This is a genomic window from Leifsonia sp. TF02-11, assembly GCF_017565305.1.
GTDB lineage: Bacteria > Actinomycetota > Actinomycetes > Actinomycetales > Microbacteriaceae > Leifsonia.
The window spans coordinates 180,512-207,222 of sequence record NZ_JAGEKP010000007.1; the positions used below are offsets into that span (position 1 = coordinate 180,512).

Sequence of the window (26,711 nt, forward strand, 5' to 3'; positions counted from 1 at the left end):
GGCGGTTTGGTCTGAGCGCGAGGGGTCAGTGGCCCTCGGCGGCGAGCTTCGCGAAGCCCTTCTCGATGATGGCCTCGGCCTCCGCGGCGTCGCCCCAACCCTCGATGTTGACGAACTTGCCCGGCTCGAGGTCCTTGTAACGGGCGAAGAAGTGCTCGATCTCCTTGCGGGTCTGCTCGGGGACATCGTTCACGTCCTGGATGTGCAGCCAGCGCGGGTCCTTGTAGGGCACGGCGATGATCTTGGCGTCGCCGCCGGCCTCGTCCGACATGTTCAGCACGCCGACCGGACGGACCTTGACGCCCACGCCCGGGAAGACCGGGTACTCGAGCAGCACGAGCACGTCCAGCGGGTCGCCGTCGTCGCCGAGCGTGTTCTCGAAGAAGCCGTAGTCGGTCGGGTAGACGAAGCTGGTGAACAGCACGCGGTCGAGGTACACCCGGCCGGTCTCGTGGTCCACCTCGTACTTGTTGCGGCTCCCCTTCGGGATCTCGATGACGACGTCGTATTCGGCCATGCCGTTGCTCCTTAGCTGTCGGAAATCTGCACTAACGTTACTGGATGCACCTCAACGGCTCATCGGGTGACGCAACGGGTGACGCAACGGGTGGGGCAGCTGCAGACGCCCCCCGACGCCCACGGTTGACCCCGCCGATCGCCGACGCCCGCCGGGCCGTGCGCGACGCGCTGGCCGCCGCGGCCGGCCTCCCCGCCCCCGACCCGCACGACGACCATGGCCCCGCCCGGCCAGCGCCGCTCGCGCCCGGGGCGCTGGTGCTGGTGGGCCTGAGCGGGGGAGCAGACTCGCTGGCGCTCGCCGCCGCGACCGCCTTCGAGGCGCCGCGTCACGGCTACCGGGCGGGTGCGATCGTGGTCGACCACGGCCTCCAGGCCGGATCGGCGGAGGTCGCGGAGGCCGCGGCCGCCCAGGCTCGCGGGCTCGGCCTCGACCCCGTGCTCGTCGAGCGCGTGGAGGTCGGGTCGGGAGCCCGCGGGCCGGAAGGCGAGGCGCGCGCGGCCAGGCATGCGGCGTTCGATCGGGCCAGGCGTGCGACGGGCGCGGAGCGCATCCTGCTCGCGCACACGCTCGACGACCAGGCTGAGACCGTGCTCCTCGGGCTCGCCCGCGGTTCCGGTCCGTCGAGCCTGCAGGGCATGCGGCCCGACACGGGTGCGCTGCTGCGCCCGTTCCTCGCGCTGCGCCGCAGCACGACCCGCGCGTTCTGCGCCGACAGTGGCCTGACCGCGTGGGACGATCCGCACAACGTCGACCCCTCTTACGCGCGCGTGCGCGTGCGGAGCCGGCTGCTGCCGGCGCTCGAGGACGAGCTCGGGCCCGGCGTCGCCGAAGCACTCGCCCGCACGGCCGAGCAGTTGCGCGAGGACGACGAGGCGCTCGACGGCCTCGCCCTCGAGTGGGCGCAGGAGCTGGTGAGCCAGACCGACGACGGCGCGGTCGCCCTGGACGTCCGCGGGCTCGCCGCAGACCCGGCCGCGCTGCGCCAGCGCATCATCCGCCTGGTCGTCTCCGCCGAGTTCGGAGTGTCGCTCAGCCGGGCGCACACCCTCGCCGTGGCGGAGCTGATCACGGGGTGGCACGGCCAGGGGCCGCTCAGCTTGCCAGGCGTTAGAGTTGTCAGGCAGAACGGCCTGCTCACGTTTCACCCCGACAGCTAAGGACAGCGCCTCCCCCATGGAACTCACGGACGTTCACGACGACCTGACCGAGATTCTGATCACCGAGGAGCAGATCCGCTCCCGGATCGCCGAGCTCTCGCGCGAGGTGGAGGCCGACTACGCCGGCAAGGACGTCTTGCTGGTCGGCGTGCTCAAGGGCGCGGTCATGGTCATGGCCGACCTGTCGCGCGAGCTCCGCATCCCGGTGACGATGGACTGGATGGCCGTCAGCTCCTACGGCAGCGGCACCGCGTCGAGCGGCGTCGTCCGCATCCTGAAAGACCTGGACACCGACCTCAGCGGCAAGACCGTGTTGATCGTCGAAGACATCATCGACTCGGGACTCACGCTCTCCTGGCTGCTGGCCAACCTGCACAGCCGCGGCCCGGAATCCATCGAGATCTTCACGCTGCTGCGCAAGCCCGACGCCGCCCGCGTCGAGATCGACGTCAAATACGTTGGCTTCGAGATCCCCAACAAGTTCGTCGTCGGCTACGGGCTCGACTACGCGGAGCGCTACCGCAACCTGCGCGGCGTCGGCATCCTCGCGCCGGCCGTCTACAGCTGAGACGAGTCAATTCAGGCCGCGATCGACCTCGCGTCGGTGGGCGACCCTCAGAATCAGGATGATGAGGCGGTCGTCCTCGATGTCGTAGACGATGCGGTAGTCGCCGACGCGTACCCGCCAGGCGCCACCGCTGTCGACCAATGGCTTCGCCGCGGGCGGTCGCGGTGCTTCGGCGAGGAGTTCGACGGCGGCCTGAATTCGCCGGCGCGCGGCAGGGTCGAGTTTTCTCAGCTCGCGGGCGGCCGCGGGAGCGACGTCGATCCGGTAGGTCACGTCAGGCCGAGCTCCCTCTTCACGTCGTCCCAAGGGATGGGCTCCGCAGCCGTCTCTTCGACTTCGCGCCGGGCAGCGATCGCCGCCTGAGCGTCGTCGATCTCCTCGAGGCGCTCCACCATCCGGTCGAAGTCGTCGGCATCGACCAGGACTGCGACCCGACGACCTCTCTTGCTCAGCGAGACCAGTTCGTGCTGGAGGTGAGCGCGATCGACGAGCGCGCCGAGATGCTGCTTGGCCTCGGACACGGGCAGGAGCGTGGTCATGGCACCGAGCCTAACAGCCTGAGACCAGTTGGGTCAGTTTGGTCGATCAGCCCTCTTTGTCCCGTCCACTTGCGAAGCGGGCCTCGCAGTGATCCGATGTCCCCATGCCTGACGAACCCATCGAGCTCTTCGAACCCACCGAGCTCTACCGGCGCTGGCTGGCCGCGTGGAGCGATCGGCACGCCGCCCTCGAGCCGATCGTCGCCGCCGACGCCGTCGGGCACTGGCCGGAGGGCGACGTCGTCGGCCCGCGCGGATTCGCGCGGGCGATCGCCGAGACCGTCGACCAGTTCGACAGGGTCGAGTTCGATGTGCAGGCGGGGCCGCTCGTCGGCGAGGGGATCGTCGCGGCGCGCTGGGTGGTGAACTGCCGGATGGGCGATGAGACGATGTCCTTCGCGGGGCACGACTTCGTGCGCGTCGCCGACGGGAAGATCGTCGAGTACTGGCCGGCCATCCTTCCCACGGCCTGACCGGCACGGCGGCGCCATCGTGCGGTAAGCGCGCCCAGAGCGAACACGCAGCCGACCCACAGCGGTCAGGCGGTACTGTGGTCGCACCATGAACGTCAAGAAGATCTTCCGCGGCCCGATCCTGTACGTCGTGCTCGCGATCATCGCGGTGTGGATCGGCTCCAGCCTGATCACGATGTCGGGCTTCAAGAGCGTCACGACGCAGCAGGGCCTCGACCTCCTCTCGCAAGACAAGGTGGCGAGCGCGAAGATCGTCGACGGTGAGAACCGCGTCGACCTGACGCTCAAGCAGGCGGACGGCGCCAACGGCACGCAGGTGCAGTTCTACTACGTCACCCCGCGCGGCCAGGACGTCGTCAAGGCGATCGACGACGCCAACCTGCCCAAGGGCTACGACGACGAGGTCCCGCAGCCCAACTGGCTGGTCAATATCCTCGGCTTCCTGATCCCTGCGCTGCTGATCGGCGTGTTCTTCTGGATCATGATCTCGGGCATGCAGGGCGGCGGCAACAAGGTCATGCAGTTCGGCAAGTCGCGGGCGAAGCTCGTCACCAAGGAGACGCCGAAGGTCACCTTCGACGACGTCGCCGGGTCCGACGAGGCCATCGAAGAGCTGCAGGAGATCAAGGACTTCCTCAAAGAGCCTGCCAAGTTCCAGGCCGTCGGCGCGCGCATCCCCAAGGGTGTGCTGCTGTACGGCCCTCCCGGCACCGGCAAGACGCTGCTGGCCCGCGCCGTCGCGGGTGAGGCGGGCGTTCCCTTCTACTCGATCTCGGGTTCCGACTTCGTCGAGATGTTCGTCGGCGTCGGCGCGAGCCGCGTGCGCGACCTGTTCCAGCAGGCCAAGGAGAACTCGCCGGCGATCATCTTCATCGACGAGATCGACGCCGTCGGCCGTCACCGCGGTGCCGGTCTCGGTGGAGGCCACGACGAGCGCGAGCAGACGCTCAACCAGCTGCTCGTCGAGATGGACGGCTTCGACCCCAAGACGAACGTCATCCTGATCGCGGCGACCAACCGCCCCGACATCCTCGACCCCGCGCTGCTGCGCCCCGGCCGCTTCGACCGCCAGATCGGCGTCGACGCCCCCGACCTGCTCGGCCGCAAGAAGATCCTGGAGGTGCACGGGCGCGGCAAGCCGCTCGCGGCGTCCGTCGACCTCGAGGTGCTCGCCCGCAAGACGCCCGGCTTCACCGGCGCCGACCTGGCGAACGTCCTCAACGAGGCGGCCCTGCTCACCGCGCGCTCCAACGCGCAGCTGATCGACAACCGGGCGCTCGACGAGGCGGTCGACCGCGTCATCGCCGGCCCGCAGAAGCGCACCAGGGTCATGAAGGACCAGGAGAAGCTGATCACGGCGTACCACGAGGGCGGTCACGCTCTCGCCGCCGCGGCGATGCGCCACACCGACCCGGTGACCAAGATCACGATTCTGCCGCGCGGACGCGCCCTCGGCTACACGATGGTGATGCCGCTGGAGGACAAGTACTCGGTCACCCGCAACGAGCTGCTCGACCAGCTCGCCTACGCCATGGGCGGCCGCGTCGCCGAGGAGATCGTGTTCCACGACCCGACCACGGGCGCCTCCAACGACATCGAGAAGGCGACCTCCATCGCCCGCAAGATGGTCACGGAGTACGGCATGAGCGCCGACATCGGCTCCGTCAAGCTCGGCCAGGCGAACGGCGAGATGTTCCTCGGCCGCGACATGGGCCACCAGCGCGACTACTCGGAGCGCATCGCCGAGCGCGTCGACGCCGAGGTGCGCGCGCTCATCGAGAAGGCGCACGACGAGGCGTGGGAGGTCATCAACGACAACCGCGCTGTGCTCGACCGGCTCGCCGCGTCGCTGCTGGAGCACGAGACGCTCGACCACAACCAGATCGCCGAGATCTTCGCCGACGTCAAGAAGCTCCCGGAGCGCCCGCAGTGGCTCTCCAGCGACAAGCGACCGATCTCCGACCTGCCGCCGATCGAGTTCCCGAAGGCGCCGATCGACGCCGGCGCGGTCGACGGTGGAGTGGACTCCGAGCCGCCGTCGTCGAAGCCGAAGCGTTCTCCCGCCATCAAGCCGCGGCCGGCGACCGCCTAGGCCGCGCGCCGCATGACCGGTTTCGATCGCGCACGCATCGAGGCGGCCGTCGCCGAGATCCTCGCCGCCATCGGCGAGGATCCGTCGCGTCCGGGGCTGGGCGAGACGCCGTCCCGCGTCGCCGACGCCTACGAGGAGTTCTTCGCGGGTGTCGGCGTCGACGCGCGTTCGGAGCTGGGCGACCCGGTGCCGTTGGAGGGCGCGACCGCCGAGACGGTGATCCTGCGCGACATCCGCTTCCGCTCGGTCTGCGAGCACCACCTGCTGCCGTTCCTCGGCGTCGCGCACGTCGCCTACCTCCCCGGTGAGAGCGTGATCGGCCTCGGCCGCATCCCGCGCGCGATCGAGACCCTGTCGGCGCGCCCGCAGCTTCAGGAGCGGCTCACCGAGCAGATCGCCGACACCATCGAGAGCGGGGCAGGCGCGCGCGGCGTCCTCGTCGTCCTCGACGCCGCGCACGAGTGCGTGACGACGCGCGGCGCGCGCCAGACCGCTGCGACGACGGTCACGATCGCGGCGCGCGGCGCCTTCACGGAGCCGGCGGCCCGCGCCGAGCTGATCGCCCTCATCGGCCGGGGCATCGCGTGACCCCGCTGCCGCGCCAGCTCCCCGCGACGCCCGCCGCCCGCCGGCGCCGCCCCGCGCCCGCGCCCGCGAGATTCGTGACGAATCACGACATTCGTGCCACGAATGCCGCGATTCGTCACGAATGTCGCGCGCTGCCGCGTCGGGTGGGTCGTCGATTTGCGGCAAGTGCCGCGATGGGCGGCGCGTATCGCAACACTTGCGGCAAATGTGCGACCTCCTCTCGCCGGGGAGCGGTGGCGAGTTTCGTCACGAATGTCGACATTCGTGGCACGAATGCCGCGACTCGTCACGAATCTCGCGCGCTCTCGCGTCGGGTGGGGCGCCGATTTGCGGCACATGCCGCGATTGGCGCCGCCCATCGCCACATTTGCGGCAAATGTGCGACCTCCTCCCGTCGGGGAGCGATGGCGAGTTTCGTGACGAATGTCGACATTCGTGCCACGAATCGTGGGATTCGTCACGAATCTCTCGCGTTCGCGCGTTGGGTGGGGCGCCAATTCTCGGTGAATGCCGCGATGGGCGGCGCGTATCGCAACGTTTGCGGCCACTGTGCGACCTCCTCCCGCCGGCGAGTGGGCTGGACATTCGTGACGAATGTCGACATTCGTGCCACGAATATCGAGATTCGTGACGAATGTGCCGACGCAGCGCGCGAGTTCATGAGGCGGGCCGGCGCGTGACGCTCATCATGGGCGTCCTCAACGTGACGCCCGACTCCTTCAGCGACGGAGGCCGGTGGCTCGAGCCGGACGCCGCCGTCGCGCACGCCCTCGAGCTCGTCGCCCAGGGCGCCGACCTGGTCGACGTCGGTGGCGAGTCCACGCGACCGGGCGCCGTCCGCGTCGACCCCGCGGAGGAGCGGGCGCGCGTCGTGCCCGTCATCCGCACGCTCGCCGGGCTCGGCGTCACCGTCAGCGTCGACACGCTCAACGCCTCCACCGCCCGGGCCGCCGCCGACGCCGGTGCCGCGATCATCAACGACGTTTCGGGAGGGCTCGGCGATCCCGCGATGCCCGACGCCGTCCTCCACACCGGCCTGCAGTACGTCGTCATGCACTGGCGCGGCCGGCTCGACGCGGCGGACTCCCGGGCGGTCTACACCGACACCGTGGCGGAGGTGCGGTCGGAGCTGTCCGCCCGCGTCACCGACCTCCTCGACCGCGGGATCGACCCGGCCAAGCTCGTGCTCGATCCCGGGCTCGGGTTCTCCAAGAACGCCTCCCACAACTGGCAGGTGCTGGCCGGCCTGCGCGAGTTCGAGACCCTCGGCTACCCGGTGCTCATCGGCGCCTCGCGCAAGCGGTTCCTCGGTGCGCTGCTGCCGGAGGACGCCGCCGTGGAGGACCGCGACGCGCCGACGGCGGTCATCTCAGCCCTCGCCGCCCAGGCGGGCGTGTGGGCCGTGCGTGTGCACGACGTCGCGTCGACGCGGATCGCCCTGGATGTCGTGCGGGCGTGGCAAGCTGGACGCGATGACTGATTCCGATGCCGCGACCGCCTCGCTGCGGCCGACGGACGCGATCGTGCTGACAGGGTTGCGCGTGCGCGCCCACCACGGGGTGTTCGATTTCGAGCGCGAGAACGGCCAAGACTTCGTGGTCGACGTGACCGCGCACCTCGACCTCTCGCCGTCCGCAGCGTCCGACGACCTGAGCCGCACCGTCCACTACGGCGAGCTCGCCGTCGAGGTCGCCGACGCGGTGCGCCGTGACCCGGTCGACCTGATCGAGACGGTCGCCGAGCGTGTCGCGGCCGTGGTGCTCGCGCACGAGCCGGTCCACTCGGTCGAGGTGACGGTCCACAAGCCAGACGCGCCGATCGAAGTCCCGTTCGGCGACGTCGCCGTGCGCATCCTGCGGGGCCGGTCGTGAACGCCCCGCGCCCCGAGCGACTCCGGGTCGGCGCGCCGGCGGTGCTGGCGTTCGGCAGCAACCTGGGCGACCGGGCGGCGACGATCCGGGAGGCCGTGCGGATGCTCGGAGACGACGCGGGCCTGCGCGTCGTGGCGGTCTCCCGACTCTTCGAGACCCCGGCGCTCAAGCCGGATGGCATCTCGGAGGAGGCGCCCGCCTACCTCAACGCCGTCGCCCGAGTGCACACCATCCTCGACCCGCTGGCCCTTCTGGCTGCCGTCAACAGGGTGGAGGACGCGCTGGGCCGCGTGCGGCACGAACGCTGGGGCGACCGCACAATCGACATCGACATCGTGGACTACGACGGGATCGTCGCCGACGACGACCCCCGGATCGTCCTCCCGCACCCGCGGGCGCACGAGCGCGCGTTCGTGCTGGTCCCGTGGCTCGACGTCGACCCCGACGCTGTGCTCCCCGGCTACGGCCCCGTGGCTGCGCTCGCCGCCGAGGCGACCGATCCGGTGGTGCTCTTCGATGACGGGCACGAGGGCGGGCACAGTAGCGACGGGAGCGCCTCGTGAAGCGCACCCGGCCGACCTCCCTGATCGGGCTCGGCGTGCTCGGGGTGGTCATCGGCTTCCTGGCCGAGCTCGCCGCCTCGGGCATGGGCATTGCCGTCTTCGTGCCGCCGCTCACCCTCCCGATCACGCTCGTCGCCGTCGCGATCATCGTGGTCGCGTTCGCCATCCCGATCCGGAGGGCGGTGCGCGGGCGCAGTTCCCGGCGGATCGACCCGTTCCAGGCGATGCGCATCGTCGTGTTCGCCAAGGCGTGCAGCCTGAGTGGTGCACTGCTGACCGGTGCGGGCATCGGCATCCTGACCTACCTGCTGACGAGGGACGTGCTCCCGGCCTCCAACGCTGTGCTGCTGACGGCGCTCGGCACGGCCGGCGCGATCATCCTGCTGATCGCCGGCCTGCTCGCCGAGTTCTTCTGCACCCTGCCGCCCGACAACGACGACGACCCGGAGACCGCACGTGCCCGCTCGCATTGACCTCTCCGTCGGAGAGTGGAACCGCGTCTCGCCGAAGTACGTCGTGGTGGTGGTCGTCAGCACCCTGCTCAGCGGTCTCGTGCTGAGTGCCGCGGCGGTGTTCCTGTGGCTCGTCGCCGGTTGGTCCTGGGCGTGGATCGCGCTGATCGCGATCGTGGTGATCACGCTCATCTCGCTGTTCGTCGCCAACCGGCGCACGCGGTCGATCGGCTACCGCCTGCGCGACGACGACCTGCTGTTCCGCCGCGGCATCATGTACCAGCGCTTCGTCTCGGTACCGTACGGGCGGATGCAGCTCATCGACATCACGCGCGGTCCGGTCGGCCGGATCCTCGGCCTGGCCGACCTGAAGTTCGTGACGGCCGCGGCGGCGACGAGCGTCGTGGTCCCCGGCCTCCCGGAGGCCGAGGCGGCGGAGTTGCGCGACCGCCTCGTGGAGCTGGCGGAGAGCCGCCGGGCGGGGCTGTGAGCCCGCAAGAGCCGCCGGTGGGTGGCTCGGTTCCGAGCGATACGCCGCCGCAGTCGGGCGGGTCACAGCCGGCCGCTGCCCTCCCCGACGGGTCGCAGCCGGCCGCTGCCCTCCCCGACGGGTCGCAGCCGGCCGCCCTCCTCCCCGGCGGCCCACTCACCGCTGCCGAGCGCGCCGCCGAGCACCTCACCGACGGCGAGTGGCACCGCCTCCACCCGGCGACGCCCCTGCTGCGCGGCGGCATCGTCTTCATCGCTGTGCTCGGCTTCGTGCTGTCCAACCTGCGCGAGCGGCTCGTGAGCTTCTTCGTGGGCGCGCCCGATGTCGGCGGCGACCCGATCGACGCGATCTACAACCACGGCTGGGAGGGCTGGGCGCTGCTCGGGGTCGCCGTCGTGCTGCTCGGCTGTCTCGCGGCGTTCTACGTGTCGTGGCGGATGCACAGCTTCCGGATCACCGACGACGCCGTGGAGGTGCGCAGCGGGATCCTGTTCCGCACGCAGCGCAAGGCGCGCCTCGACCGCATCCAGGGCATCAACATCGTGCGACCCGTGCTGGCCCGCATCTTCGGCGCGGCGAAGCTCGACATCACGGTGGCCGGACACGACGCGAACGTGCAGCTCGCCTACCTCGGGTCCGTGCTGGCCGATGGGCTCCGGTCGGACGTGCTGCGACTCGCGTCCGGCGTGCGGGCCGTGGAGGCCGCGCAGACCGCGGGCGGGCCGGGCGTGACAGCGGGGTCCACCGACCCCGGTCAGGCCCCCGCGGCCTCCCGTGGCGCACAGGTGAGCGACTTCGTCGGCCGCCGGGTGAACGACTTCCTCGCCCCTGAGCTCGACCCGAACACGGCGCCGCCCGAGTCCGTGGTCAAGATCCCGCCGCTGCGTCTCGCCGGATCCCTGGTGCTGAGCGGCTTCTCGATCTTCGTGGTCGTCGTGATCGTGCTGCTGGTGATTGGATCGGCAGGAGGGGCGCCGTGGCTGCTCATCGTCGTGCTGCCCGGCCTGATCGGTTCCGCGAGCTTCTACATCAACCGCTTCACGAAGTCGCTGCGCTATTCGATCGCCGGCACCCCTGACGGCGTGCGCGTCGGTTTCGGCCTGCTGAGCACGAGCAACGAGACCCTCCCACCCGGCCGCGTGCACGCCGTGGAGGTGCAGCAGCCGCTGCTGTGGCGCCCGTTCGGCTGGTGGCAGATCCGGATCGACACGGCAGGCCATTCGCGTGAGAAGGGCGCGGCCGGTCAACCCAACACGACCATGCTGCCGGTCGGCGACCAGGCCGACGTGGCGCGGGTGCTGGCGCTCGTGCTGCCGACGTTCACGGCCGAGCACAGCGACGCGATCCTCCAGGGGATGACCTCCCGCGGCCGGGACGCGTTCACGGGCAGCCCGCGTCGCGCGGTGTGGCTGAGGCCGCTGTCGTGGCAGCGCACGGGCTTCCGACTGCTGGACGGCGTCGTGCTGCTGCGCCGCGGCTTCGTGTGGCGCAGCCTGGCGATCGTTCCGCTGGCCCGGCTGCAGAGCCTGGAGCTGCAGCAGGGACCCATCGACCGGCTGCTGGGGCTGGCGGAGACCCGGTTCCACACCGTGTCGGGGCCGGTGCACCCGCGGCTCGGGGCGATGGACTCCGCCAGCGGCGTCGAGCTGTTCGAGACTGTCGCCGCGCGTGCGGTGGAGGCCGCGGCCGGCGACCGCAGCCACCGCTGGGGGGAACAGGGGATGGTCGCCGGGGTCGGGGTGCAGCCCGCGGTCGCGGTGCAGCCAGGATCTGTAGTGCAGCCTGCGCCCGGTGTGCAGTCTGCACCCGGTGCGCAGCGTGGACCCGCAGTGCAGCCTGGATCCGGTGCGCAACGTGGACCCGCAGCACGACCTGCACCCGGCACACAGCCTGCCCCCGCCAGGCAGCAGCATGCTCCGACCACCCCGCCGCCTCCCGTGCCCGCGACCGCCGACGACACACCCCGCACCACGCCAGGGGAGGACGCATGAACGCCGCAGCACGGTCGGGCCGGCTGGGCCTCGGCATCGTCGGGGCGGGGAGGGTCGGGCCGGTGCTCGGTGCCGCGCTGGCCGGCGCCGGACACGCGGTCGTCGGCATCTCGGCGGTGTCGGCCGAGAGCCGGGAGCGCGCGCAGGCCATGCTGCCGCAGGCGCCGATCCTGGACGTGCCGACCCTCGTCGAGCGCAGCGAGCTCGTGATCCTCGCCGTGCCCGACAGCGAGCTCCCCGAGCTCGTGGCGGGACTCGCCGCGACCGGGACCTGGCAGCCCGGCCAGCTCGTCCTCCACACCGCACCCGGTCACGGGGTCGGTGTGCTGCGTCCGGCCGCCGAGGCCGGCGCCATCCCGCTCGCCGTGCACCCCGCGCTGGAGTTCACCGGCACGAGCCTCGACCTCGCCCGACTGGGCGAGAGCTGGTTCGCCGTTACCGCCCCCACCCCCGTGCTGCCGATCGCGCAGGCCCTCGTGGTCGAGATGGGCGGCGAACCGGTCGTGATCGCCGAGCAGGACCGGCCGGCGTACGCGGAGGCGATCGCGACCGCCACGGCATTCTCGCGCTCGATCGTGGAGCAGTCCACCGGCATCCTCGCGGGGATCGGCGTGGAGAATCCCGGCTCGTTCCTCAGCTCGCTGCTGCGCTCGGCCGTCGACAACGCCCTCACCCGCGCCGGTGCGCCGAGCTCTCTCGACGTCGGCCTGCTCGACGAGCTCGGCGGCACCCGCCCCGGCGGCGGGCCGGCCGAGGACGACGGGCGCGGCTGGTACCTGCGCGGCGAGTAGCCTGGATGCGGCCTCCCGTAGCGGAGGTCGAGCCGCGGGAGTTCACCCCGGCGGCCGCGCGCACCCGCATCACCGCAACACACCGCACCACCTCGAGGAGACCCGCCATGCCGGACGTCGTGACCACCATCGCCGAACTGCGCGAGCGCGTCGCGAAGGCCCGGAGGGAGGCCGCCCTCGACGGCCCGGCCGACGCGCCGGTCGGCCGCGTGGTCCTCGTGCCCACGATGGGCGCGCTGCACCGCGGGCACTTGCGGCTGGTGAGCCGCGCGCGCGACCTCGGCGGTCTGGTGGTCGTCTCGATCTTCGTGAACCCGCTGCAGTTCGGACCGGGGGAGGACCTCGACCGCTACCCGCGCACGCTCGACGCCGACGTGGCGGCGCTCGACGGCCTCGCCGACCTGGTGTTCGCGCCGACCGCCGCCGAGATGTACCCGCAGGGGCCGACCTCCACCCGGGTCACCGCCGGCGATGTCGGCCGCACCTTCGAGGGGGCGTCTCGGCCGGGGCACTTCGACGGGATGTTGACGGTCGTCGCCAAGCTGCTCAACATCGTCCAACCGGACGTCGCGGTGTTCGGCCAGAAGGACGCCCAGCAGGTGCACCTGGTCGGCCGGATGGTCGACGACCTCGACCTCCCCGTCACCATCGCCGTGGTCGACACCGTGCGCGACGACGACGGGCTCGCGCTCTCCAGCCGCAACCGCTTCCTGGACGACGACCAGCGGCGTGCGGCGCTCGCGCTGTCGCAGGCGCTCGCCGCGGGCGCAGAGGCGGCCGCAGGGGGAGTGACGGCCGCGCTCGCCGCAGCGACCGCGCGCGTGGAGGCCGAGCCGGTCGTTAAACTGGACTATCTCGCGATCGTCGATCAGGACACGTTCCTGGAGGCGGGTGCCGGGCTGCAGGGCCCGGCTCTGCTGCTGATCGCCGCGCGGGTGGGCTCCACCCGCCTGATCGACAACGCCAAGATCACGCTGGGCTGAGCGAAGCGTTTCGAACCACACCGCACGACCTCCATGGCACGAAGCGCGGCCAGCGCGAACCGCGGCCAGTACCACCAGAGCCGCCAGCACCACCCACCACCACGAGACCGCCAGCACCGAACCGCCGGAACGGAAAGACACGATGACCGAAGCGCCGCCCACCGACCGTCCCGAAGACGGTGACCTCACCGCCGACGAGATCTCCGAGCAGAAGGCCGTGCGCCTGGCCAAGCGCGAGCGCCTGATCGCCGAGGCCGGCGACGCGGGAGGCGGCGCCTACCCTGTGCAGGTGCCGGTGACGACGACCATCCCCGAGGTGCGCGCCGCGTGGGGCCATCTGGAGGCCGACCAGACCTCCGGCGAGACCGTCGGCGTCGCGGGTCGCGTCGTGCACCAGCGGAACACCGGCAAGCTGTGCTTCGCCGTGCTGCAGTCCGGCGACGGCTCCCGCATCCAGGCGATGCTGTCGCTCGCCGAGGTGGGGGAGGAGTCGCTCGCGCGCTGGAAGGAGCTCGTCGACCTCGGCGACCACGTCTTCGTCTCCGGCGAGGTGATCTCGAGCCGCCGCGGTGAGCTGTCGATCATGGTCCGCGGCTGGGAGATCGCGTCGAAGGCCATCCTGCCGCTGCCGAACCTCCACAACGAGCTCAGCGAGGAGACGCGCGTGCGCTCCCGCTACCTCGACCTGATCGCCCGCGAGCAGGCACGCCGCAACGTTCTCGACCGCGCCGCCGCCGTCGCGAGCCTCCGCAGCACCTTCGCCGCACAGGGCTTCGTGGAGGTCGAGACGCCGATGCTGCAGGTGATGCACGGCGGCGCCTCCGCCCGCCCGTTCGTCACGCACTCCAACGCGTTCGACACCGAGCTGTACCTGCGGATCGCGCCGGAGCTCTACCTGAAGCGCGCCGTCGTCGGCGGTATCGACCGGGTGTTCGAGATCAACCGCAACTTCCGCAACGAGGGCGCGGACTCCACGCACTCGCCCGAGTTCGCGATGCTGGAGGCCTACCAGGCGTACGGCGACTACAACTCGATCGCCGACCTGACGCAGCAGCTCATCCAGGACGCGGCGGTCGCGATCTCCGGTTCGCACGTCGTCACCTGGGCCGACGGCACCGAGTACGACCTGGGCGGTCAGTGGGACCGCATCCGCATGTACGACAGCCTCTCGGAGGCCATCGGCGAGGAGATCACCCCGGAGACCCCGATCTCGCGCCTGCGCGAGCTCGCCGCCGACGCGGAGATCGAGGTGCCGCACCCGCTGCCGGGCAAGTACGTCGAGGAGCTGTGGGAGCACCACGTGAAGTCGGGCCTGGTGCGCCCGACCTTCGTGATGGACTTCCCCGTCGACACGAGCCCGCTGGTGCGCGCGCACCGCTCGCGCGACGGCGTGGTCGAGAAGTGGGACCTCTACACCCGCGGCTTCGAGCTGGCGACGGGCTACTCCGAGCTGGTCGACCCCGTCGTGCAGCGCGAGCGCTTCGTGGAGCAGGCCCGCCTGGCCGCCGCGGGCGACGACGAGGCGATGCGCCTCGACGAGGAGTTCCTGCGCGCCCTCGAGTTCGGCATGCCGCCGACGGGCGGCATGGGCATGGGCATCGACCGCCTGCTGATGGCCCTCACAGGCCTCGGCATCCGCGAGACCATCCTCTTCCCGCTGGTGAAGTGAGCCCGAAGGGCACGTTGTTGTCGCTTTTCGCGCTCGAAAGCGACAACGGCGTGCCCTTCGAGCGATGGGGAGGGAGTGCGCGCTCAGCCGTGCTGGCGCAGATGCGCCTGCGTGAGCGCCTCCATCTCCTCGTCGCTCAGCTCGTCGAGCTTCTTGCCCTCGCGGCGGTCGAGCCGCATCCAGCGCACGAACAGCAGCACCAGCACGGGCACGTCGGCGACCTCCGCGATGAACCACAGGAAGTCGCCGGACAGATGTTGGTCGTGTAGGGCGCTCGGGAACCAGGAGGGCACCGCGCCGACGACCGCCGGCGCGTGGTCCAGGACGGCGTCGTTCAGCCGCAGCAGGAGTCCGGGGATCGCGTCGAGGATCATCGCGACGAACGCGAGCAGGAACTCCACCGTGATGAAGAAGCTGGTGTGCAGCACGGAGTGCGCCGCGATCGGCAGCACCATGAGCAGGCCGGCCAACGGCACCAGCACCGAGATCGTCCACTCCGACCACGGGTTGTCGCGCAGCACGGCGGCGACCGGCGTCAGGAAGATCAGGAAGGCGACGCACGCGAACACGGTCGCGAAGATCGCGTTGCCGAACAAACGCACCGGGCGCGACTGCAGGAAGCGGTCGGTGCGCCCCTGCCCGGCCGCCCCGAGCGCGGCGCGCGCGAGGGCGATCGGCCTCCCGAGGCTCACCAGCGCCGGCACGACGAAGAGCAACAGCGCGATCCGGGTGGTGAACGCCCAGCGCAGCTCGTGACTCTCGGCACCCAGGAAGCCGAACGAGATGAACGCGTACGACCCGAGGCCGAGCAGGAAGTACATCGCGGTCAGGCGAGCCGGCCAGTAGTGGCCGCGCCGCCGCAACGACCGAACCCCGCCGAGGTACAGCACGGCAGCGGCGACCAGCACGATCGCGGCCGCCGGATCGAACGACCAGGTGGTCAGGAAGACGAGGAAGGGAGGCGTGGCGCTGCTTTCGGGAGGATCGGCATTCACATGTACGGGAGGTACCATTATCCCGCTATGGGAGACATCATCGGTGGAATCGTCTGGTCGCTGGCCCCGACCGTGCTCGTGGGCCTGCTGTTCTGGATGATCATGCGCGCGATCGTGCGTGCCGACCGCACCGAGCGCAAGGTCTACTCCCGCATGGAGGCCGAAGAGCGCGCCCGCCGCGGTCTCGCCCCGAAGGGCTGACGGCCGCTACGGTAGGGCAGAGGGCGTTTTCCCTCGACGCGTGACGCCGGAGGGGGCCTGGATGGACGCAGGGTTTCTCACCACGGCGATCGTGGTGCTCCTGCTGCTGCTCGACTTCGTCATCCGTGTCATCGCGATCATCGTCGTCCCGCGCAACCGCAAGCCGACGTCGGCGACGGCCTGGTTGCTCGCGATCTTCCTCATCCCGTACATCGGAGTGCTGTTCTTCCTGTTGATCGGCAGCTACAAGCTCCCCAAGAAGCGGCGCGAGAAGCAGGACGAGATCAACCGCTTCATCATCGACAGCACCGAGGGCATCGAGCGGGTGCGGCGCGACCACCCGTGGCCGCCGTGGCTGGAGTCGGTGGTCGAGCTCAACCGCAACCTGGGCGCCATGCCGCTCGTCGGCGGCAACCGTGCACGGCTCAACGGGCACTACGAGGAGTCGCTCGCGGCGATGACGGCCGCGATCGACGAGGCGAAGCGCTACGTGCACGTCGAGTTCTACATCCTCACGCTCGACAAGACGACGGCGCCGTTCTTCGAGGCGATGGAGGCCGCGGTGAAGCGCGGCGTCGTCGTGCGCGTGCTGCTCGACCACATCGCGTCGCTGCGCACCCCGGACTACAAGGCCACCATCGAGCGGCTCACCGCGATGGGAGCCACCTGGCACCTGATGCTTCCGGTGCAACCCTTCAAAGGCCGATACCAGCGGCCAGACCTGCGCAACCACCGCAAGCTGCTGATCGTGGACGGCCGGGTGGGGTTCATGGGGTCGCAGAACGTGATCGACCGCAGCTACAACAAGAAGTCGAACATCAAGCGCGGGCTCAAATGGAAAGAGCTGATCGTGCGGCTCGAAGGCCCGATCGTCGCCGGTCTGAACGCCATCTTCATCACCGACTGGTACAGCGAGACCGACGAGCTGCTCCGCCGCGAGACCGAGCCGATCACCGAGGAGGACCTGCGGAACGCGGAAGACCCGGACGAGCTGGACGCCCAGGTCGTGCCGTCAGGGCCGGGATTCGCGGGTGAGAACAACCTCCGGCTGTTCCTCGCGTTGCTTTACTACGCGCAAGAGCGCATCGTCATCACGTCGCCGTACTTCGTCCCGGACGAGGCGATGCTCACCGCCATCACCACTGCGACGCAGCGCGGCATCGCGGTCGAGCTGTTCGTCTCCGAGATCGGCGACCAGGCGCTCGTGTACCACGCGCAGCGCTCCTACTACGAGGCGCTGCTGCGGGCCGGCGTGCGCATCTGGATGTACAAGGCGCCGTACATCCTCCACGCCAAGCACTTCACCATCGACGACGACGTCGCCGTGATCGGGTCGAGCAACATGGACATGCGCTCGTTCCTGCTCAACATGGAGGTGTCGCTGATGGTGCGCGGCCGCTCCTTCGTGGAGGAGATGCGCGAGGTGGAGGACGGCTACCGCCGCGACAGCCGCGAACTCACCCTCGAGGAGTGGATGAAGCAGCCGCTGCGCTCGACCGTGCTGGACAACCTCGCCCGCCTCACCTCGGCGCTGCAGTAGCGCCTCACCTCGGCCCGGCGGGAGGCGCGGAGGGCATCGGCAGGGATCCCTCGGCCGCCGACGGCGCGAGCTCGCTCAAGAGGCGAGCCTCGCACCATCGCCCGGCCGCAGCGGCGAGTCTCGCGTCGCTCGTGACGAGGGGCACGCGCAGCTCGTGCGCCAGTGCGACGTACATCGCGTCGTACGCGGAGAGCTCGTGGCGCCAGTCCCATGCCAGGCGGCGCAGGGGCCCGTGCTCGAATCGCGTGATCGGCACGGACGCGAATTCGTCAAGGAGCTGCTGGACCCATTCCAGCTGCTCCGGTCGGCTGCGCCCGAGCCGCCGGACGACGCTGACGAACTCCGGATCGATGAGGTGCGGCGCCGCCAGCAGGCAGTCGCCGAGCTCGTCGTGTTCGCGGACCCCGGCCGACCCGGCTGACGTCAGAAGGTCGGCCACCGCACTGCAGTCGATCACGGCGGCGATCACCTCTCGCTCCTGCCTTTGCGGACGATGGCCACGATGTCGTCCGACGCGATCTCGAGATCCGGAAACGGCCCGCGACGCGAGTCCGCCGCCGCCTGCGTCGCGGCCGCGTCGAGCGCGACGACCTCCGCCCAGCGCTCCTCCAGGCGCAATCGTTCTGCGATGCGGGTGAGTTCTCTGCGGAGGTACTCCGAATACGACAGGCCCTTGGCGGTCGCGGCGCCCTTCAGGCGGGCGTCGACCGCCGGGTCGAGATCTCTGACTTGCACTGTGACTCCCATGGTTCGATCGTAGCGTGAATCTGCATGCGGATCTACCCTGTTTGCATGCACGCTCTCATTCTGGCGTGCGGATGCGACTCAGGCCGACACCGCACCACAATCTGTGCAGAACCGGGCGATACCTCAGGCTGTGGAGGAGTCGGCGCGCTAGCCGCGCGGCTTGAGCCGCACCGTCGGGAGCTCCGGAGCCGGGAGGGCACCGCCGTCGAAGCCGCGCACGGTGCCGAACCGGCCGTCCGGGTCCTCGCCGTCGATCACGTCGCGCTGCCACTCGGCGCGGGCCGCGACCACGTCCTCGTGGCTGCGGCCGATGAAGTTCCACCACATCACGATCTCTTCGCCCAGCGGCTCGCCGCCGAGTAGGAGGAGGCGCGCCGCACCATCCGGGCCGACCACCACCTCCACCGCGTCGCGACCGGGGCACAGGTAGGCGAGGTGCGCGAGCGGCACCGGCGAACCGTCGACCGTCACGTCGCCCGCGTCGACGAGCACTCCGTGCTCGAACGATGGGTCCAGCGGGACCGTCACGCGCGCCCCCGCCGGCACGAGCAGCTCGGCGCCGAGAAGCGGCGAGAAGACGGTCGCCGCCGTTCCGCTGCCCGCGAGCGTGCCGACGAACGTCCGCACGCCGGCTTCCCCGAGCGCGGAGGCCGACGGGACGTGGTGCTCGAAGAACGGCTCCACGTCCCGAGACGCGCTCGGCAGCGCCACCCACAGCTGCACACCGTGCAGGCGACGCGTGTCGGGCGTCGAGACCTCCGAGTGGCTGATCCCGCGTCCCGCGGTCATCAGGTTGAGCTGGCCCGGCCGCACCAGGGCGTGACTGCCCACGCTGTCGCGGTGATCGATCTCGCCCTCGAACAGCCAGCTCACCGTCTGCAGACCGGTGTGCGGGTGCGGCGGAACCTGCATCCCACCCGTCTCGGACACGTCGTCCGGGCCGTAGTGGTCGATGAAGCACCAGCCGCCGATCAGTGAGCGTCGGCGCTGGGGGAGGGTTCGCCGCACGGTCATCGCGCGAGGCCCGCCGAGCGGCACCGCCCTCGGCTCGAGGATCTCCACCCTGGCGCCGTCGACGACCGCGTCGTCACCGACCAGGACCTCCACCGGGTCGCGTTCGAGGTTGCTCATAGCGGCATCCTAGGCTGCACGAGACCCACTGCGAACGCCGCTGCGAGTGCCCGGAATCCCCCAGGTCCCCGCACCTAGAATGAGCGCGTGAACCGAGCAGCGCGTCCCCTGACCTCCCTCGTCGCCGTCGCCGCCGCCGTGCTGCTGCTCGCGGGCTGCTCGAGTGCACAGGTCAAGCCCGTCAGCGATTACGCGGGTGAACCGAAGGGCGTCGACGCCCCCGCGAGCAGCGCGGGAGGCGCGTCCTGGGCGACCTGGATGCAGAGCGGCAAGCAGTTCGGGATCGTGCTCTACGGCAGCTCCACGTGCCCGCCGACCGTGCAGTCGGTGAAGGTGATCGCCTCCAATCAGCTGGAGGCCACGCTCTCGCCCGCCTCCGGAGGCGTCTGCACGCACGATCTCGTGCCCCACACCACCGTCTTCGCCACGCCGAGCGAGGTCACCACGAGCTCCGACGTGACCGTCAAGCTGCCGGACACCACCCTCACCATCCCGGCCCTGCGCGGTTGACCGGGAGGCCGGGCGAACCGGCGACGTACACGTCAGCCTCCAGCGAACAACCCCCCGCAGCCCGGGGGCCCGCGGTTACTCTCGATGTATCGATGCCGACCCTGCAACGGCGTCGAGAGGAGTAGAGATGTTCGAGAGATTCACCGACCGCGCTCGACGCGTCGTCGTCCTGGCCCAAGAAGAGGCCAAGATGCTCAACCACAACTACATCGGGACGGAGCACATCCTGCTCGGCCTGATCCACGAGGGTGAGGGCGTTGCCGCCAAGGCGCTGGAGTCGCTCGGGATCTCGCTGGACGCGGTCCGCGAGCAGGTCCAGGACATCATCGGCCAGGGCCAGCAGCAGCCGACCGGCCACATCCCCTTCACGCCGCGAGCCAAGAAGGTCCTCGAGCTCAGCCTGCGCGAGGCCCTCCAGCTCGGCCACAACTACATCGGCACCGAGCACATCCTCCTCGGCCTGATCCGCGAGGGCGAGGGCGTCGCCGCCCAGGTGCTCGTCAAGCTGGGCGCCGACCTCAACCGCGTGCGCCAGCAGGTCATCCAGCTCCTCTCCGGCTACCAGGGCAAGGAGCAGGTCCAGGTCGGAGGCAACGATCAGACGACCGCGCAGGCCGGTAGCCAGATCCTCGACCAGTTCGGCCGCAACCTCACGCAGGCCGCTCGCGACAACAAGCTCGACCCGGTGATCGGGCGCGAGAAGGAGATCGAGCGCGTCATGCAGATCCTGTCGCGCCGCTCCAAGAACAACCCCGTGCTGATCGGCGAGCCCGGCGTCGGCAAGACCGCCGTCGTCGAGGGCCTCGCCCAGGCGATCGTGCGCGGAGACGTGCCGGAGACGCTGAAGGACAAGCAGCTCTACACGCTCGACCTCGGCTCCCTGATCGCCGGCTCCCGCTACCGCGGAGACTTCGAGGAGCGCCTCAAGAAGGTCACCAAGGAGATCCGCACCCGCGGCGACATCATCACCTTCATCGACGAGATCCACACACTCGTCGGAGCGGGTGCGGCCGAGGGCGCGATCGACGCCGCCAGCATCCTCAAGCCGCTGCTGGCCCGCGGCGAGCTGCAGACCATCGGCGCGACCACGCTCGATGAGTACCGCAAGCACTTCGAGAAGGATGCGGCGCTCGAGCGCCGGTTCCAGCCCATCCAGGTGGCCGAGCCGTCGCTGCCCCACGCCATCAACATCCTGAAGGGTCTGCGCGACCGCTACGAGGCGCACCACAAGGTGTCCATCACCGACGGCGCGATCGTCGCGGCGGCCAACCTGGCCGACCGCTACATCCAGGACCGCTTCCTCCCCGACAAGGCGATCGACCTGATCGACGAGGCCGGCGCCCGCCTGCGCCTGTCGATCCTGTCGGCTCCGCCGGAGCTGCGCGAGTTCGACGACAAGATCGCCGCCGTGCGCTCCCAGAAGGAGGCCGCGATCGAGGACCAGGACTTCGAGAAGGCCGCTTCGCTCCGGGATGAGGAGAAGAACCTCCTCGGCGAGCGGCTGCGCCTCGAGAAGCAGTGGCGCTCGGGTGACGTCAAGACGACGGCCGAGGTCGACGAGGGCCTGATCGCAGAGGTGCTGGCGCAGGCCACCGGCATCCCGGTGTTCAAGCTCACCGAAGAGGAGTCGGCCCGCCTGGTCTACATGGAGAAGGCGCTGCACCAGCGCGTCATCGGCCAGGAGGAGGCCATCGCGGCCCTCTCGAGGACGATCCGCCGCACGCGTGCCGGCCTGAAGGACCCGAAGCGTCCCTCCGGCTCGTTCATCTTCGCCGGCCCCACGGGTGTCGGTAAGACCGAGCTGGCCAAGGCGCTCGCCGAGTTCCTGTTCGACGACGAGTCGGCGATGATCTCGCTCGACATGTCGGAGTACGGCGAGAAGCACACAGTCTCGCGACTGTTCGGCGCCCCTCCCGGGTTCGTCGGCTTCGAGGAGGGCGGCCAGCTCACCGAGAAGGTCCGCCGCAAGCCGTTCAGCGTCGTGCTGTTCGACGAGATCGAGAAGGCGCACCCCGACATCTTCAACTCGCTGCTCCAGATCCTGGAGGAGGGACGTCTGACGGATGGCCAGGGCCGCGTCGTCGACTTCAAGAACACCGTGATCATCATGACCACGAACCTCGGCACGAAGGACATCTCCGGCGGCCCCGTCGGCTTCCAGATCGAGGGCGACCCGACCACGGGCTACGACCGGATGCGCGGCAAGGTCTACGAGGAGCTCAAGAAGAACTTCAAGCCGGAGTTCCTCAACCGTGTCGACGAGATCATCGTGTTCCCGCAGCTCAACAAGGCGGAGCTGCTGCAGATCGTCGACCTGTTCATCAAGCGCCTCTCCGACCGCTTGCTCGACCGCGACATGACGATCGAGCTGGAGGTCCCGGCCAAGGAGCGCCTGATCGAGGTCGGCTTCGACCCGACGCTCGGCGCGCGGCCGCTGCGCCGCGCGGTGCAGCACGAGATCGAGGACCGGCTCAGCGAGAAGATCCTCCACGGCGAGCTGAACGCGGGCGACCACGTGCACGTCGACTACCAGAACGGCGAGTTCGTGTTCACCACGACGGCCCGCCAGGAGTCGGTGACCGCCGGCGTGAACGCCACCGCCGCGATCGGCACCGGCGCCGTCACCCCTGACCTCGCCGCGAACGACTGACGCCTCCGCGTCCCAGGGCCGGCCTCCGCTCACGCGGGGCCGGCCCTTCGTCGTCCCCGGCGGGCTGGCCCGCCGTCGCTTCCTCAGTTTTTCCCGGCTGAGCCCGGCGTGTTGCGGGAGGAAGTGAGGAACGGATGGCCGGGCGGGGTCGGTAGGGTTGTGGGGTGAGTTCTGAGGGCAGTGCGTATGTGGTTCGGAGGGCGCGTACGAGTGACGTGCCCGGCATCCAGAAGCTCGTGGAGCCGCTCGTCCAGCGACGCATCCTGCTCGGCAAGGAGGCCGTCACCTTCTACGAATCGGTGCAGGAGTTCCGGGTCGCGGAGACCGCCGACGGCGAGCTGATCGGCTGCGGCGCCCTCCACGTGATGTGGAGCGACCTCGCCGAGGTGCGCACGCTCGCGGTCGCCGACCCGTGGCTCGGTCGCGGTGTCGGCCGTGCCCTGCTCGAGCGGCTGGAGGGCGATGCGCGCGAGCTGGGCCTCAGCCGGCTGTTCTGCCTGACGTTCGAGGTGGCGTTCTTCGAACGCAACGGCTTCGAGGACATGGGGACCGAGACGGTCGACCCCGTCCTGTACGCCGAGCTCGTCCGGTCGACAGACGAGGGCGTCGCCGAGTTCCTCGACCTCGCCCGCGTGAAGCCCAACACCCTGGGAAACACGCGCATGTTGAAGCGCCTCTGAGCGCGCCTTCATCGGCGTGTCGCAGGTCGGCGCTAACCTTCGGGCATGTCGACGTTCAAGCACCCTGTCGGCCCCCAGCCGAGCAGCGTCTACTGGCGCCGCAGGCTCATCGTCCTGATCGGCCTCGTCGCCGTCATCGTCGTGATCGTGCTCATCGTCGTCCGGCCCGGCTCGTCGAGCGGTGAACCGGCCAAGGCCCCCGTCAGCACGAACACGTCGACGCCGAAGCCGGCGGCGGCGACCAGTATCCCGACCTCCAGTGCAACGGCGAGCGGCCAGGAGTGCAAGCCGGCCGACGTCAAGGTGGAGGCCGTCACCGACGCCGCCCAGTACGCGGCGGGCCAACTCCCTCAGCTGTCGGTCGCGCTGACCAACACGGGGTCGGCGGCGTGCGTCATCGACGCGGGCACGTCGCAGCAGGTGTTCACGATCACCAGCGGCTCGGAGGTCTACTGGAAGTCGACGGACTGCCAGGCCTCCAAGGTCGACGCGCAGGTGCTGCTGCAGCCCGGCAAGACGATCTCGTCGCAGGCCCCGATCACCTGGGATCGCACGCGGTCCGACCCGGCCACCTGCCAGGCGCAGCGTCAGCAGGTGCCGGCGGGCGGCGCGTCGTACCATCTGCAGGTGTCGGTCGCCGGCATCACCTCGGCGACGACCAAGCAGTTCATCCTGCAGTGACGTCCTCCTCCACCGCTCGGGTCGTGCGGGACGTGTCCACGGGTTCCACGCCCGTGGCGCGGAGTGACGGTGGCCGCCCGTAGTGTGGAACGCGCCGGGTCGTCCGGCCCGACCGAGGAGGTGCCGTGGCTAAAGCCGCTGTGACGTACCGCTGCACCGAGTGCGGCTGGACGACCGTCAAGTGGGTCGGGCGCTGCGGCGAGTGCCAGGAATGGGGCACGGTGGCCGAGGCGGCGGCGCGCACGGGCGTTCTGCGCACGCTGACGCCCGTGACGGTCGGTGCCGACAGGGCAGCCAGGGCGATCACCGAGATCGGCGTCGAGTCGACGCAGCGGCGGCCGAGCGGCATCGGCGAGTTCGACCGCGTGCTCGGCGGCGGCATCGTTCCCGGCGCGGCCATCCTGCTGAGCGGCGAGCCGGGTGTCGGCAAGTCGACCCTGCTGCTGGAGGTCGCCTCCCGGGCGGCGCGCGAAGGGCGGCCGGTGCTCTATGTGAGCGCGGAGGAGTCGGTGAGCCAGGTTCGCATGCGTGCCGAGCGCACGGGCGCCCTCCACGATCAGCTGTTCCTCGCCTCCGAGACCGACCTGGCGACCATCGTCGGGCAGATCGACGCCGTGCGGCCGTCGCTGGTGATCGTCGACTCGGTGCAGACGGTCTCGAGCGGCTCGGCCGAGGGCATCGCGGGAGGCCCGAGCCAGGTCCGCGAGGTGGCGAGCACGCTCATCCGGGTGGCCAAGGAGCGCGACCTCCCCGTGCTGATCGTCGGACACGTGACCAAAGACGGCTCGATCGCGGGCCCGCGGCTGCTCGAGCACCTCGTCGACGTCGTGTGCCAGTTCGAGGGCGACCGGCAGACGGCGCTGCGGTTCGTGCGGGCGCTGAAGAACAGGTTCGGGCCGACCGACGAGGTGGGCTGCTTCGAGATGGCCGGCGACGGCATCGCCGAGGTCCCCGACCCCAGCGGACTCTTCCTCAGCCGCACGACCACGCCGGTTTCCGGAACCTGCGTCACGGTGGCGATGGAGGGCAGGCGGCCTCTGCCGGTGGAGGTCCAGGCGCTGGTCGTCGCGACCACGGCGCCCAACCCGCGCCGCGTGACCAACGGCGTCGACTCGTCTCGCGTCGCGATGCTGCTCGCCGTGCTGGAGCGCCGCGCCGGCATCCGCCTCGGCGACAAAGACGTCTACGTCTCGACCGTCGGCGGCGTGCGGCTCGCCGAGCCCAGCGCCGACCTCGCCATCGCCCTCGCGGTGGCCTCCGCGGCCACCGACCGCGCCATCCCGCACACGCTCGCGGCCTTCGGCGAGATCAGCCTCGCGGGCGAGATCCGTCCGGTCACCAGCGGCAAGCAGCGCGCCACCGAGGCCACCCGCCTCGGCTTCGCCACCCGCATCGACGACCGCAGCGCCACCATCCGCGAGGCCCTCCGCGTCGCCTTCTCGTCGGCGGCCACCCAGCGCGAGCGGGAGCTCGACGCGGCGTTCTGAGGGGTGTCGCTAGCGGAGGAGATCACCGCTCGCCACGGCGCGGTTCTCCTCCGTTGGCTGCGCTGTCCCAGAGTGTCGGCGCGGTTCTCCTCCGTTGGCTACTGGATCGGCGGGTTTAGGTGTTGCTAGCGGAGGAGATCACGGCCCGCCACGCCGGCGGACTCCTCCGTTGGCTGCGCTGTCCCGGGGTGTCGGTGGGGTCCTCCTCCGTTGGCTGCTGACTCGTCGGCTGGGTCGGTGGGTTGGGATGTCGCTAGCGGAGGAGATCACGGCCCGCCACGCCGGCGGACTCCTCCGTTGGCTGCGCTGTCCCGGAGTGTCGGTGCGGTTCTCCTCCGTTGCCCACGCGCGGGGCGCCGTGCGAGCATCCGGGGTTCTGCGCGTCGGTGCTCCGGAGCACAATGGCGGCATGGCCAACCTGACCTTCGCTCTCCGTTCCGGCCGGCGCGTCGGCGTGACCACCCTGGGCGATCCGAGTGCTTCGCGGGTGGTGGTGTTCTGTCATCCCGCGCCCGGGTCGTCCGTGTTCGACCCCGATCCCGACGCGTCGGCCGATCATGACGTCCATATCGTCGCGCTCGACCGGCCCGGCTACGGCTCCAGCGACCCGTGGCCGTTCGGGACGTGGCCCAGCATCGCGCGCGCCGCGGACGACGTCGCCGAGTACCTGCGCGACCTGAAGCGGTTCGAGGCGCCGATCGGCGTGGTTCGGCCCGCGACCGTCGGGATCGCCGGCTGGTCCGCGGGCGGGCGCGTGGCGCTCGCGTTCGCCGCGCGCTATCCCGACCTGGTCGATCGGGTCGCCGTGGTCGCGACGCCAGCACCCAATGACCAGGTGCCCTGGATCCCGCCTGAGCTCCAGAAGCTCTCCGACGAGCTCGGCCAGCAGCCTCCGGATGTCGCGTTGAGTCGCTTGTCAGAGATGATGCAGGGCCAGGCGGATGCGGTTCGCGCCGCTGACGGCGAGGGCGCGGTCCCGCTCGACCTGCTCGGCGCCGGGCCGGCCGACGCCGGCGCGTTGGAGCGGCGCGGCCTCCACGACAGGCTCGGCAGGATGCTGATCGACGCGTTCCGCCAAGGTTCGGCGGGCGTGGCAGGCGATGTGCTCAGTTACACCGCGCGGCCGTGGGGTTTCGATCCGGCGGACGTGAAGGCCGAGACGTTGATCATCGGCGGCCAGGCCGATCCGCTCGCCGGCCAGGCGCACGCCGCGTGGTACCAGAAGGCCATCCCCGGCGCGCAGCTGGAGATGGTTCCCGGTGTCGGCCACCTGGTGATCGCCCAGGCCTGGGGCCGGGTGCTTTCGCACCTCGCGCCCGCCACGGCGCCGTGAGTCGCAGCG

30 protein-coding genes are annotated in these 26,711 nt (G+C 70.4%); 23 read left to right on the top strand and 7 right to left on the bottom strand.

Features of this window, described 5'->3' with window-relative positions; all coding sequences use genetic code 11:
• Nucleotides 1-25: 25 nt before the first annotated feature.
• On the bottom strand, nucleotides 26-517 hold the full coding sequence (ppa, locus tag JNB50_RS11100) for an inorganic diphosphatase (protein WP_208040197.1): 492 nt from the start codon (nucleotides 515-517) through the stop codon (nucleotides 26-28).
• Between the two features lie 44 nt (nucleotides 518-561).
• Here ppa and tilS point away from each other — a divergent pair, with 44 nt between their 5' ends.
• Both tilS and hpt read left to right on the top strand, forming a co-directional pair.
• Nucleotides 562-1,677, top strand: coding sequence for a tRNA lysidine(34) synthetase TilS (gene tilS / locus JNB50_RS11105; RefSeq protein ID WP_208040198.1), 1,116 nt, complete (start codon nucleotides 562-564; stop codon nucleotides 1,675-1,677).
• A gap of 16 nt (nucleotides 1,678-1,693) precedes the next feature.
• The gene (gene hpt / locus JNB50_RS11110; RefSeq protein ID WP_208040199.1) at nucleotides 1,694-2,245 is read left to right on the top strand and encodes a hypoxanthine phosphoribosyltransferase; all 552 of its coding nucleotides are present in this window, start codon (nucleotides 1,694-1,696) and stop codon (nucleotides 2,243-2,245) included.
• A 6-nt stretch (nucleotides 2,246-2,251) separates the two neighbouring features.
• On the opposite strand, the gene JNB50_RS11115 is transcribed toward hpt, so the two are convergent.
• Both JNB50_RS11115 and JNB50_RS11120 read right to left on the bottom strand, forming a co-directional pair.
• A complete protein-coding gene (locus JNB50_RS11115; RefSeq protein WP_208040200.1) occupies nucleotides 2,252-2,518 on the bottom strand; it encodes a type II toxin-antitoxin system RelE/ParE family toxin in 267 nt (88 codons plus the stop codon).
• Entirely contained in the window at nucleotides 2,515-2,784 is a 270-nt protein-coding gene (locus JNB50_RS11120) for a type II toxin-antitoxin system Phd/YefM family antitoxin (RefSeq protein ID WP_208040201.1), read from the bottom strand. Before JNB50_RS11120 ends, JNB50_RS11115 begins: the two co-directional genes overlap by 4 nt.
• Nucleotides 2,785-2,888: 104 nt before the next feature.
• Here JNB50_RS11120 and JNB50_RS11125 point away from each other — a divergent pair, with 104 nt between their 5' ends.
• From JNB50_RS11125 to lysS, 13 genes are all read left to right on the top strand, one after another.
• Complete coding sequence (locus JNB50_RS11125; protein WP_208040202.1) at nucleotides 2,889-3,257, top strand: nuclear transport factor 2 family protein; 369 nt, start codon at nucleotides 2,889-2,891, stop codon at nucleotides 3,255-3,257.
• A gap of 88 nt (nucleotides 3,258-3,345) precedes the next feature.
• The gene (gene ftsH / locus JNB50_RS11130; protein ID WP_208040203.1) at nucleotides 3,346-5,349 is read left to right on the top strand and encodes an ATP-dependent zinc metalloprotease FtsH; all 2,004 of its coding nucleotides are present in this window, start codon (nucleotides 3,346-3,348) and stop codon (nucleotides 5,347-5,349) included.
• Nucleotides 5,350-5,361: 12 nt separating this feature from the next.
• Complete coding sequence (folE, locus tag JNB50_RS11135; RefSeq protein ID WP_208040204.1) at nucleotides 5,362-5,937, top strand: GTP cyclohydrolase I; 576 nt, start codon at nucleotides 5,362-5,364, stop codon at nucleotides 5,935-5,937.
• A gap of 416 nt (nucleotides 5,938-6,353) precedes the next feature.
• Entirely contained in the window at nucleotides 6,354-6,617 is a 264-nt protein-coding gene (locus JNB50_RS11140; protein WP_208040205.1) for a hypothetical protein, read from the top strand.
• On the top strand, nucleotides 6,614-7,417 hold the full coding sequence (folP, locus tag JNB50_RS11145) for a dihydropteroate synthase (protein WP_307794692.1): 804 nt from the start codon (nucleotides 6,614-6,616) through the stop codon (nucleotides 7,415-7,417). Before JNB50_RS11140 ends, folP begins: the two co-directional genes overlap by 4 nt.
• Complete coding sequence (gene folB, locus JNB50_RS11150) at nucleotides 7,410-7,808, top strand: dihydroneopterin aldolase (protein WP_208040206.1); 399 nt, start codon at nucleotides 7,410-7,412, stop codon at nucleotides 7,806-7,808. Before folP ends, folB begins: the two co-directional genes overlap by 8 nt.
• Entirely contained in the window at nucleotides 7,805-8,371 is a 567-nt protein-coding gene (folK, locus tag JNB50_RS11155) for a 2-amino-4-hydroxy-6-hydroxymethyldihydropteridine diphosphokinase (protein ID WP_208040207.1), read from the top strand. Before folB ends, folK begins: the two co-directional genes overlap by 4 nt.
• Nucleotides 8,368-8,844 (top strand): DUF3180 domain-containing protein, encoded by a 477-nt coding sequence (locus tag JNB50_RS11160; RefSeq protein ID WP_208040208.1) that lies wholly within the window; start codon nucleotides 8,368-8,370, stop codon nucleotides 8,842-8,844. The genes folK and JNB50_RS11160 overlap by 4 nt, the downstream gene beginning before the upstream one ends.
• Entirely contained in the window at nucleotides 8,828-9,313 is a 486-nt protein-coding gene (locus tag JNB50_RS25760; RefSeq protein WP_208040209.1) for a PH domain-containing protein, read from the top strand. The genes JNB50_RS11160 and JNB50_RS25760 overlap by 17 nt, the downstream gene beginning before the upstream one ends.
• A 17-nt stretch (nucleotides 9,314-9,330) precedes the next feature.
• Complete coding sequence (locus JNB50_RS11170; protein ID WP_307794693.1) at nucleotides 9,331-11,304, top strand: PH domain-containing protein; 1,974 nt, start codon at nucleotides 9,331-9,333, stop codon at nucleotides 11,302-11,304.
• Nucleotides 11,301-12,095, top strand: coding sequence for a Rossmann-like and DUF2520 domain-containing protein (locus JNB50_RS11175; protein WP_208040210.1), 795 nt, complete (start codon nucleotides 11,301-11,303; stop codon nucleotides 12,093-12,095). Before JNB50_RS11170 ends, JNB50_RS11175 begins: the two co-directional genes overlap by 4 nt.
• Before the next feature lie 107 nt (nucleotides 12,096-12,202).
• The gene (gene panC / locus JNB50_RS11180; protein WP_208040211.1) at nucleotides 12,203-13,078 is read left to right on the top strand and encodes a pantoate--beta-alanine ligase; all 876 of its coding nucleotides are present in this window, start codon (nucleotides 12,203-12,205) and stop codon (nucleotides 13,076-13,078) included.
• Nucleotides 13,079-13,220: 142 nt separating this feature from the next.
• Nucleotides 13,221-14,747, top strand: coding sequence for a lysine--tRNA ligase (gene lysS, locus JNB50_RS11185; protein ID WP_208040212.1), 1,527 nt, complete (start codon nucleotides 13,221-13,223; stop codon nucleotides 14,745-14,747).
• Nucleotides 14,748-14,830: 83 nt separating this feature from the next.
• Here lysS and JNB50_RS11190 read toward each other — a convergent pair whose 3' ends face one another.
• Nucleotides 14,831-15,742, bottom strand: coding sequence for a cytochrome c oxidase assembly protein (locus JNB50_RS11190; protein ID WP_307794694.1), 912 nt, complete (start codon nucleotides 15,740-15,742; stop codon nucleotides 14,831-14,833).
• 27 nt (nucleotides 15,743-15,769) lie between these two features.
• Between JNB50_RS11190 and JNB50_RS11195 the strand changes: the two genes are divergently transcribed.
• Entirely contained in the window at nucleotides 15,770-15,943 is a 174-nt protein-coding gene (locus JNB50_RS11195; RefSeq protein ID WP_208040214.1) for a hypothetical protein, read from the top strand.
• Nucleotides 15,944-16,004: 61 nt separating this feature from the next.
• A complete protein-coding gene (gene cls / locus JNB50_RS11200) occupies nucleotides 16,005-17,483 on the top strand; it encodes a cardiolipin synthase (RefSeq protein WP_208040215.1) in 1,479 nt (492 codons plus the stop codon).
• A 4-nt stretch (nucleotides 17,484-17,487) separates the two neighbouring features.
• Here cls and JNB50_RS11205 read toward each other — a convergent pair whose 3' ends face one another.
• The 3 genes from JNB50_RS11205 to JNB50_RS11215 all read right to left on the bottom strand — a co-directional run bounded on the left by JNB50_RS11205 (nucleotide 17,488) and on the right by JNB50_RS11215 (nucleotide 19,361).
• A complete protein-coding gene (locus JNB50_RS11205; protein WP_208040216.1) occupies nucleotides 17,488-17,952 on the bottom strand; it encodes a type II toxin-antitoxin system VapC family toxin in 465 nt (154 codons plus the stop codon).
• A complete protein-coding gene (locus tag JNB50_RS11210; RefSeq protein WP_208040217.1) occupies nucleotides 17,949-18,230 on the bottom strand; it encodes a hypothetical protein in 282 nt (93 codons plus the stop codon). The genes JNB50_RS11205 and JNB50_RS11210 overlap by 4 nt, the downstream gene beginning before the upstream one ends.
• Before the next feature lie 147 nt (nucleotides 18,231-18,377).
• Nucleotides 18,378-19,361, bottom strand: coding sequence for a pirin family protein (locus JNB50_RS11215; RefSeq protein ID WP_208040218.1), 984 nt, complete (start codon nucleotides 19,359-19,361; stop codon nucleotides 18,378-18,380).
• An 87-nt stretch (nucleotides 19,362-19,448) separates the two neighbouring features.
• On the opposite strand from JNB50_RS11215, the gene JNB50_RS11220 reads away from it, so the two are divergent.
• From JNB50_RS11220 to JNB50_RS11245, 6 genes are all read left to right on the top strand, one after another.
• A complete protein-coding gene (locus JNB50_RS11220; RefSeq protein ID WP_307794695.1) occupies nucleotides 19,449-19,871 on the top strand; it encodes a hypothetical protein in 423 nt (140 codons plus the stop codon).
• A 127-nt stretch (nucleotides 19,872-19,998) separates the two neighbouring features.
• On the top strand, nucleotides 19,999-22,521 hold the full coding sequence (locus JNB50_RS11225) for an ATP-dependent Clp protease ATP-binding subunit (protein ID WP_208040219.1): 2,523 nt from the start codon (nucleotides 19,999-20,001) through the stop codon (nucleotides 22,519-22,521).
• A gap of 164 nt (nucleotides 22,522-22,685) precedes the next feature.
• Nucleotides 22,686-23,201, top strand: a complete 516-nt coding sequence (locus JNB50_RS11230) for an amino-acid N-acetyltransferase (RefSeq protein ID WP_208040220.1) — start codon at nucleotides 22,686-22,688, stop codon at nucleotides 23,199-23,201.
• A gap of 45 nt (nucleotides 23,202-23,246) precedes the next feature.
• Entirely contained in the window at nucleotides 23,247-23,882 is a 636-nt protein-coding gene (locus JNB50_RS11235; protein ID WP_208040221.1) for a hypothetical protein, read from the top strand.
• Between the two features lie 125 nt (nucleotides 23,883-24,007).
• Nucleotides 24,008-25,369 (top strand): DNA repair protein RadA, encoded by a 1,362-nt coding sequence (radA, locus tag JNB50_RS11240; protein WP_208040222.1) that lies wholly within the window; start codon nucleotides 24,008-24,010, stop codon nucleotides 25,367-25,369.
• A gap of 409 nt (nucleotides 25,370-25,778) precedes the next feature.
• Nucleotides 25,779-26,702 carry an alpha/beta fold hydrolase gene (locus JNB50_RS11245; protein ID WP_208040223.1) on the top strand — a complete coding sequence of 308 codons (924 nt, stop codon included), beginning with the start codon at nucleotides 25,779-25,781 and terminating at the stop codon, nucleotides 26,700-26,702.
• Nucleotides 26,703-26,711: the final 9 nt, after the last annotated feature.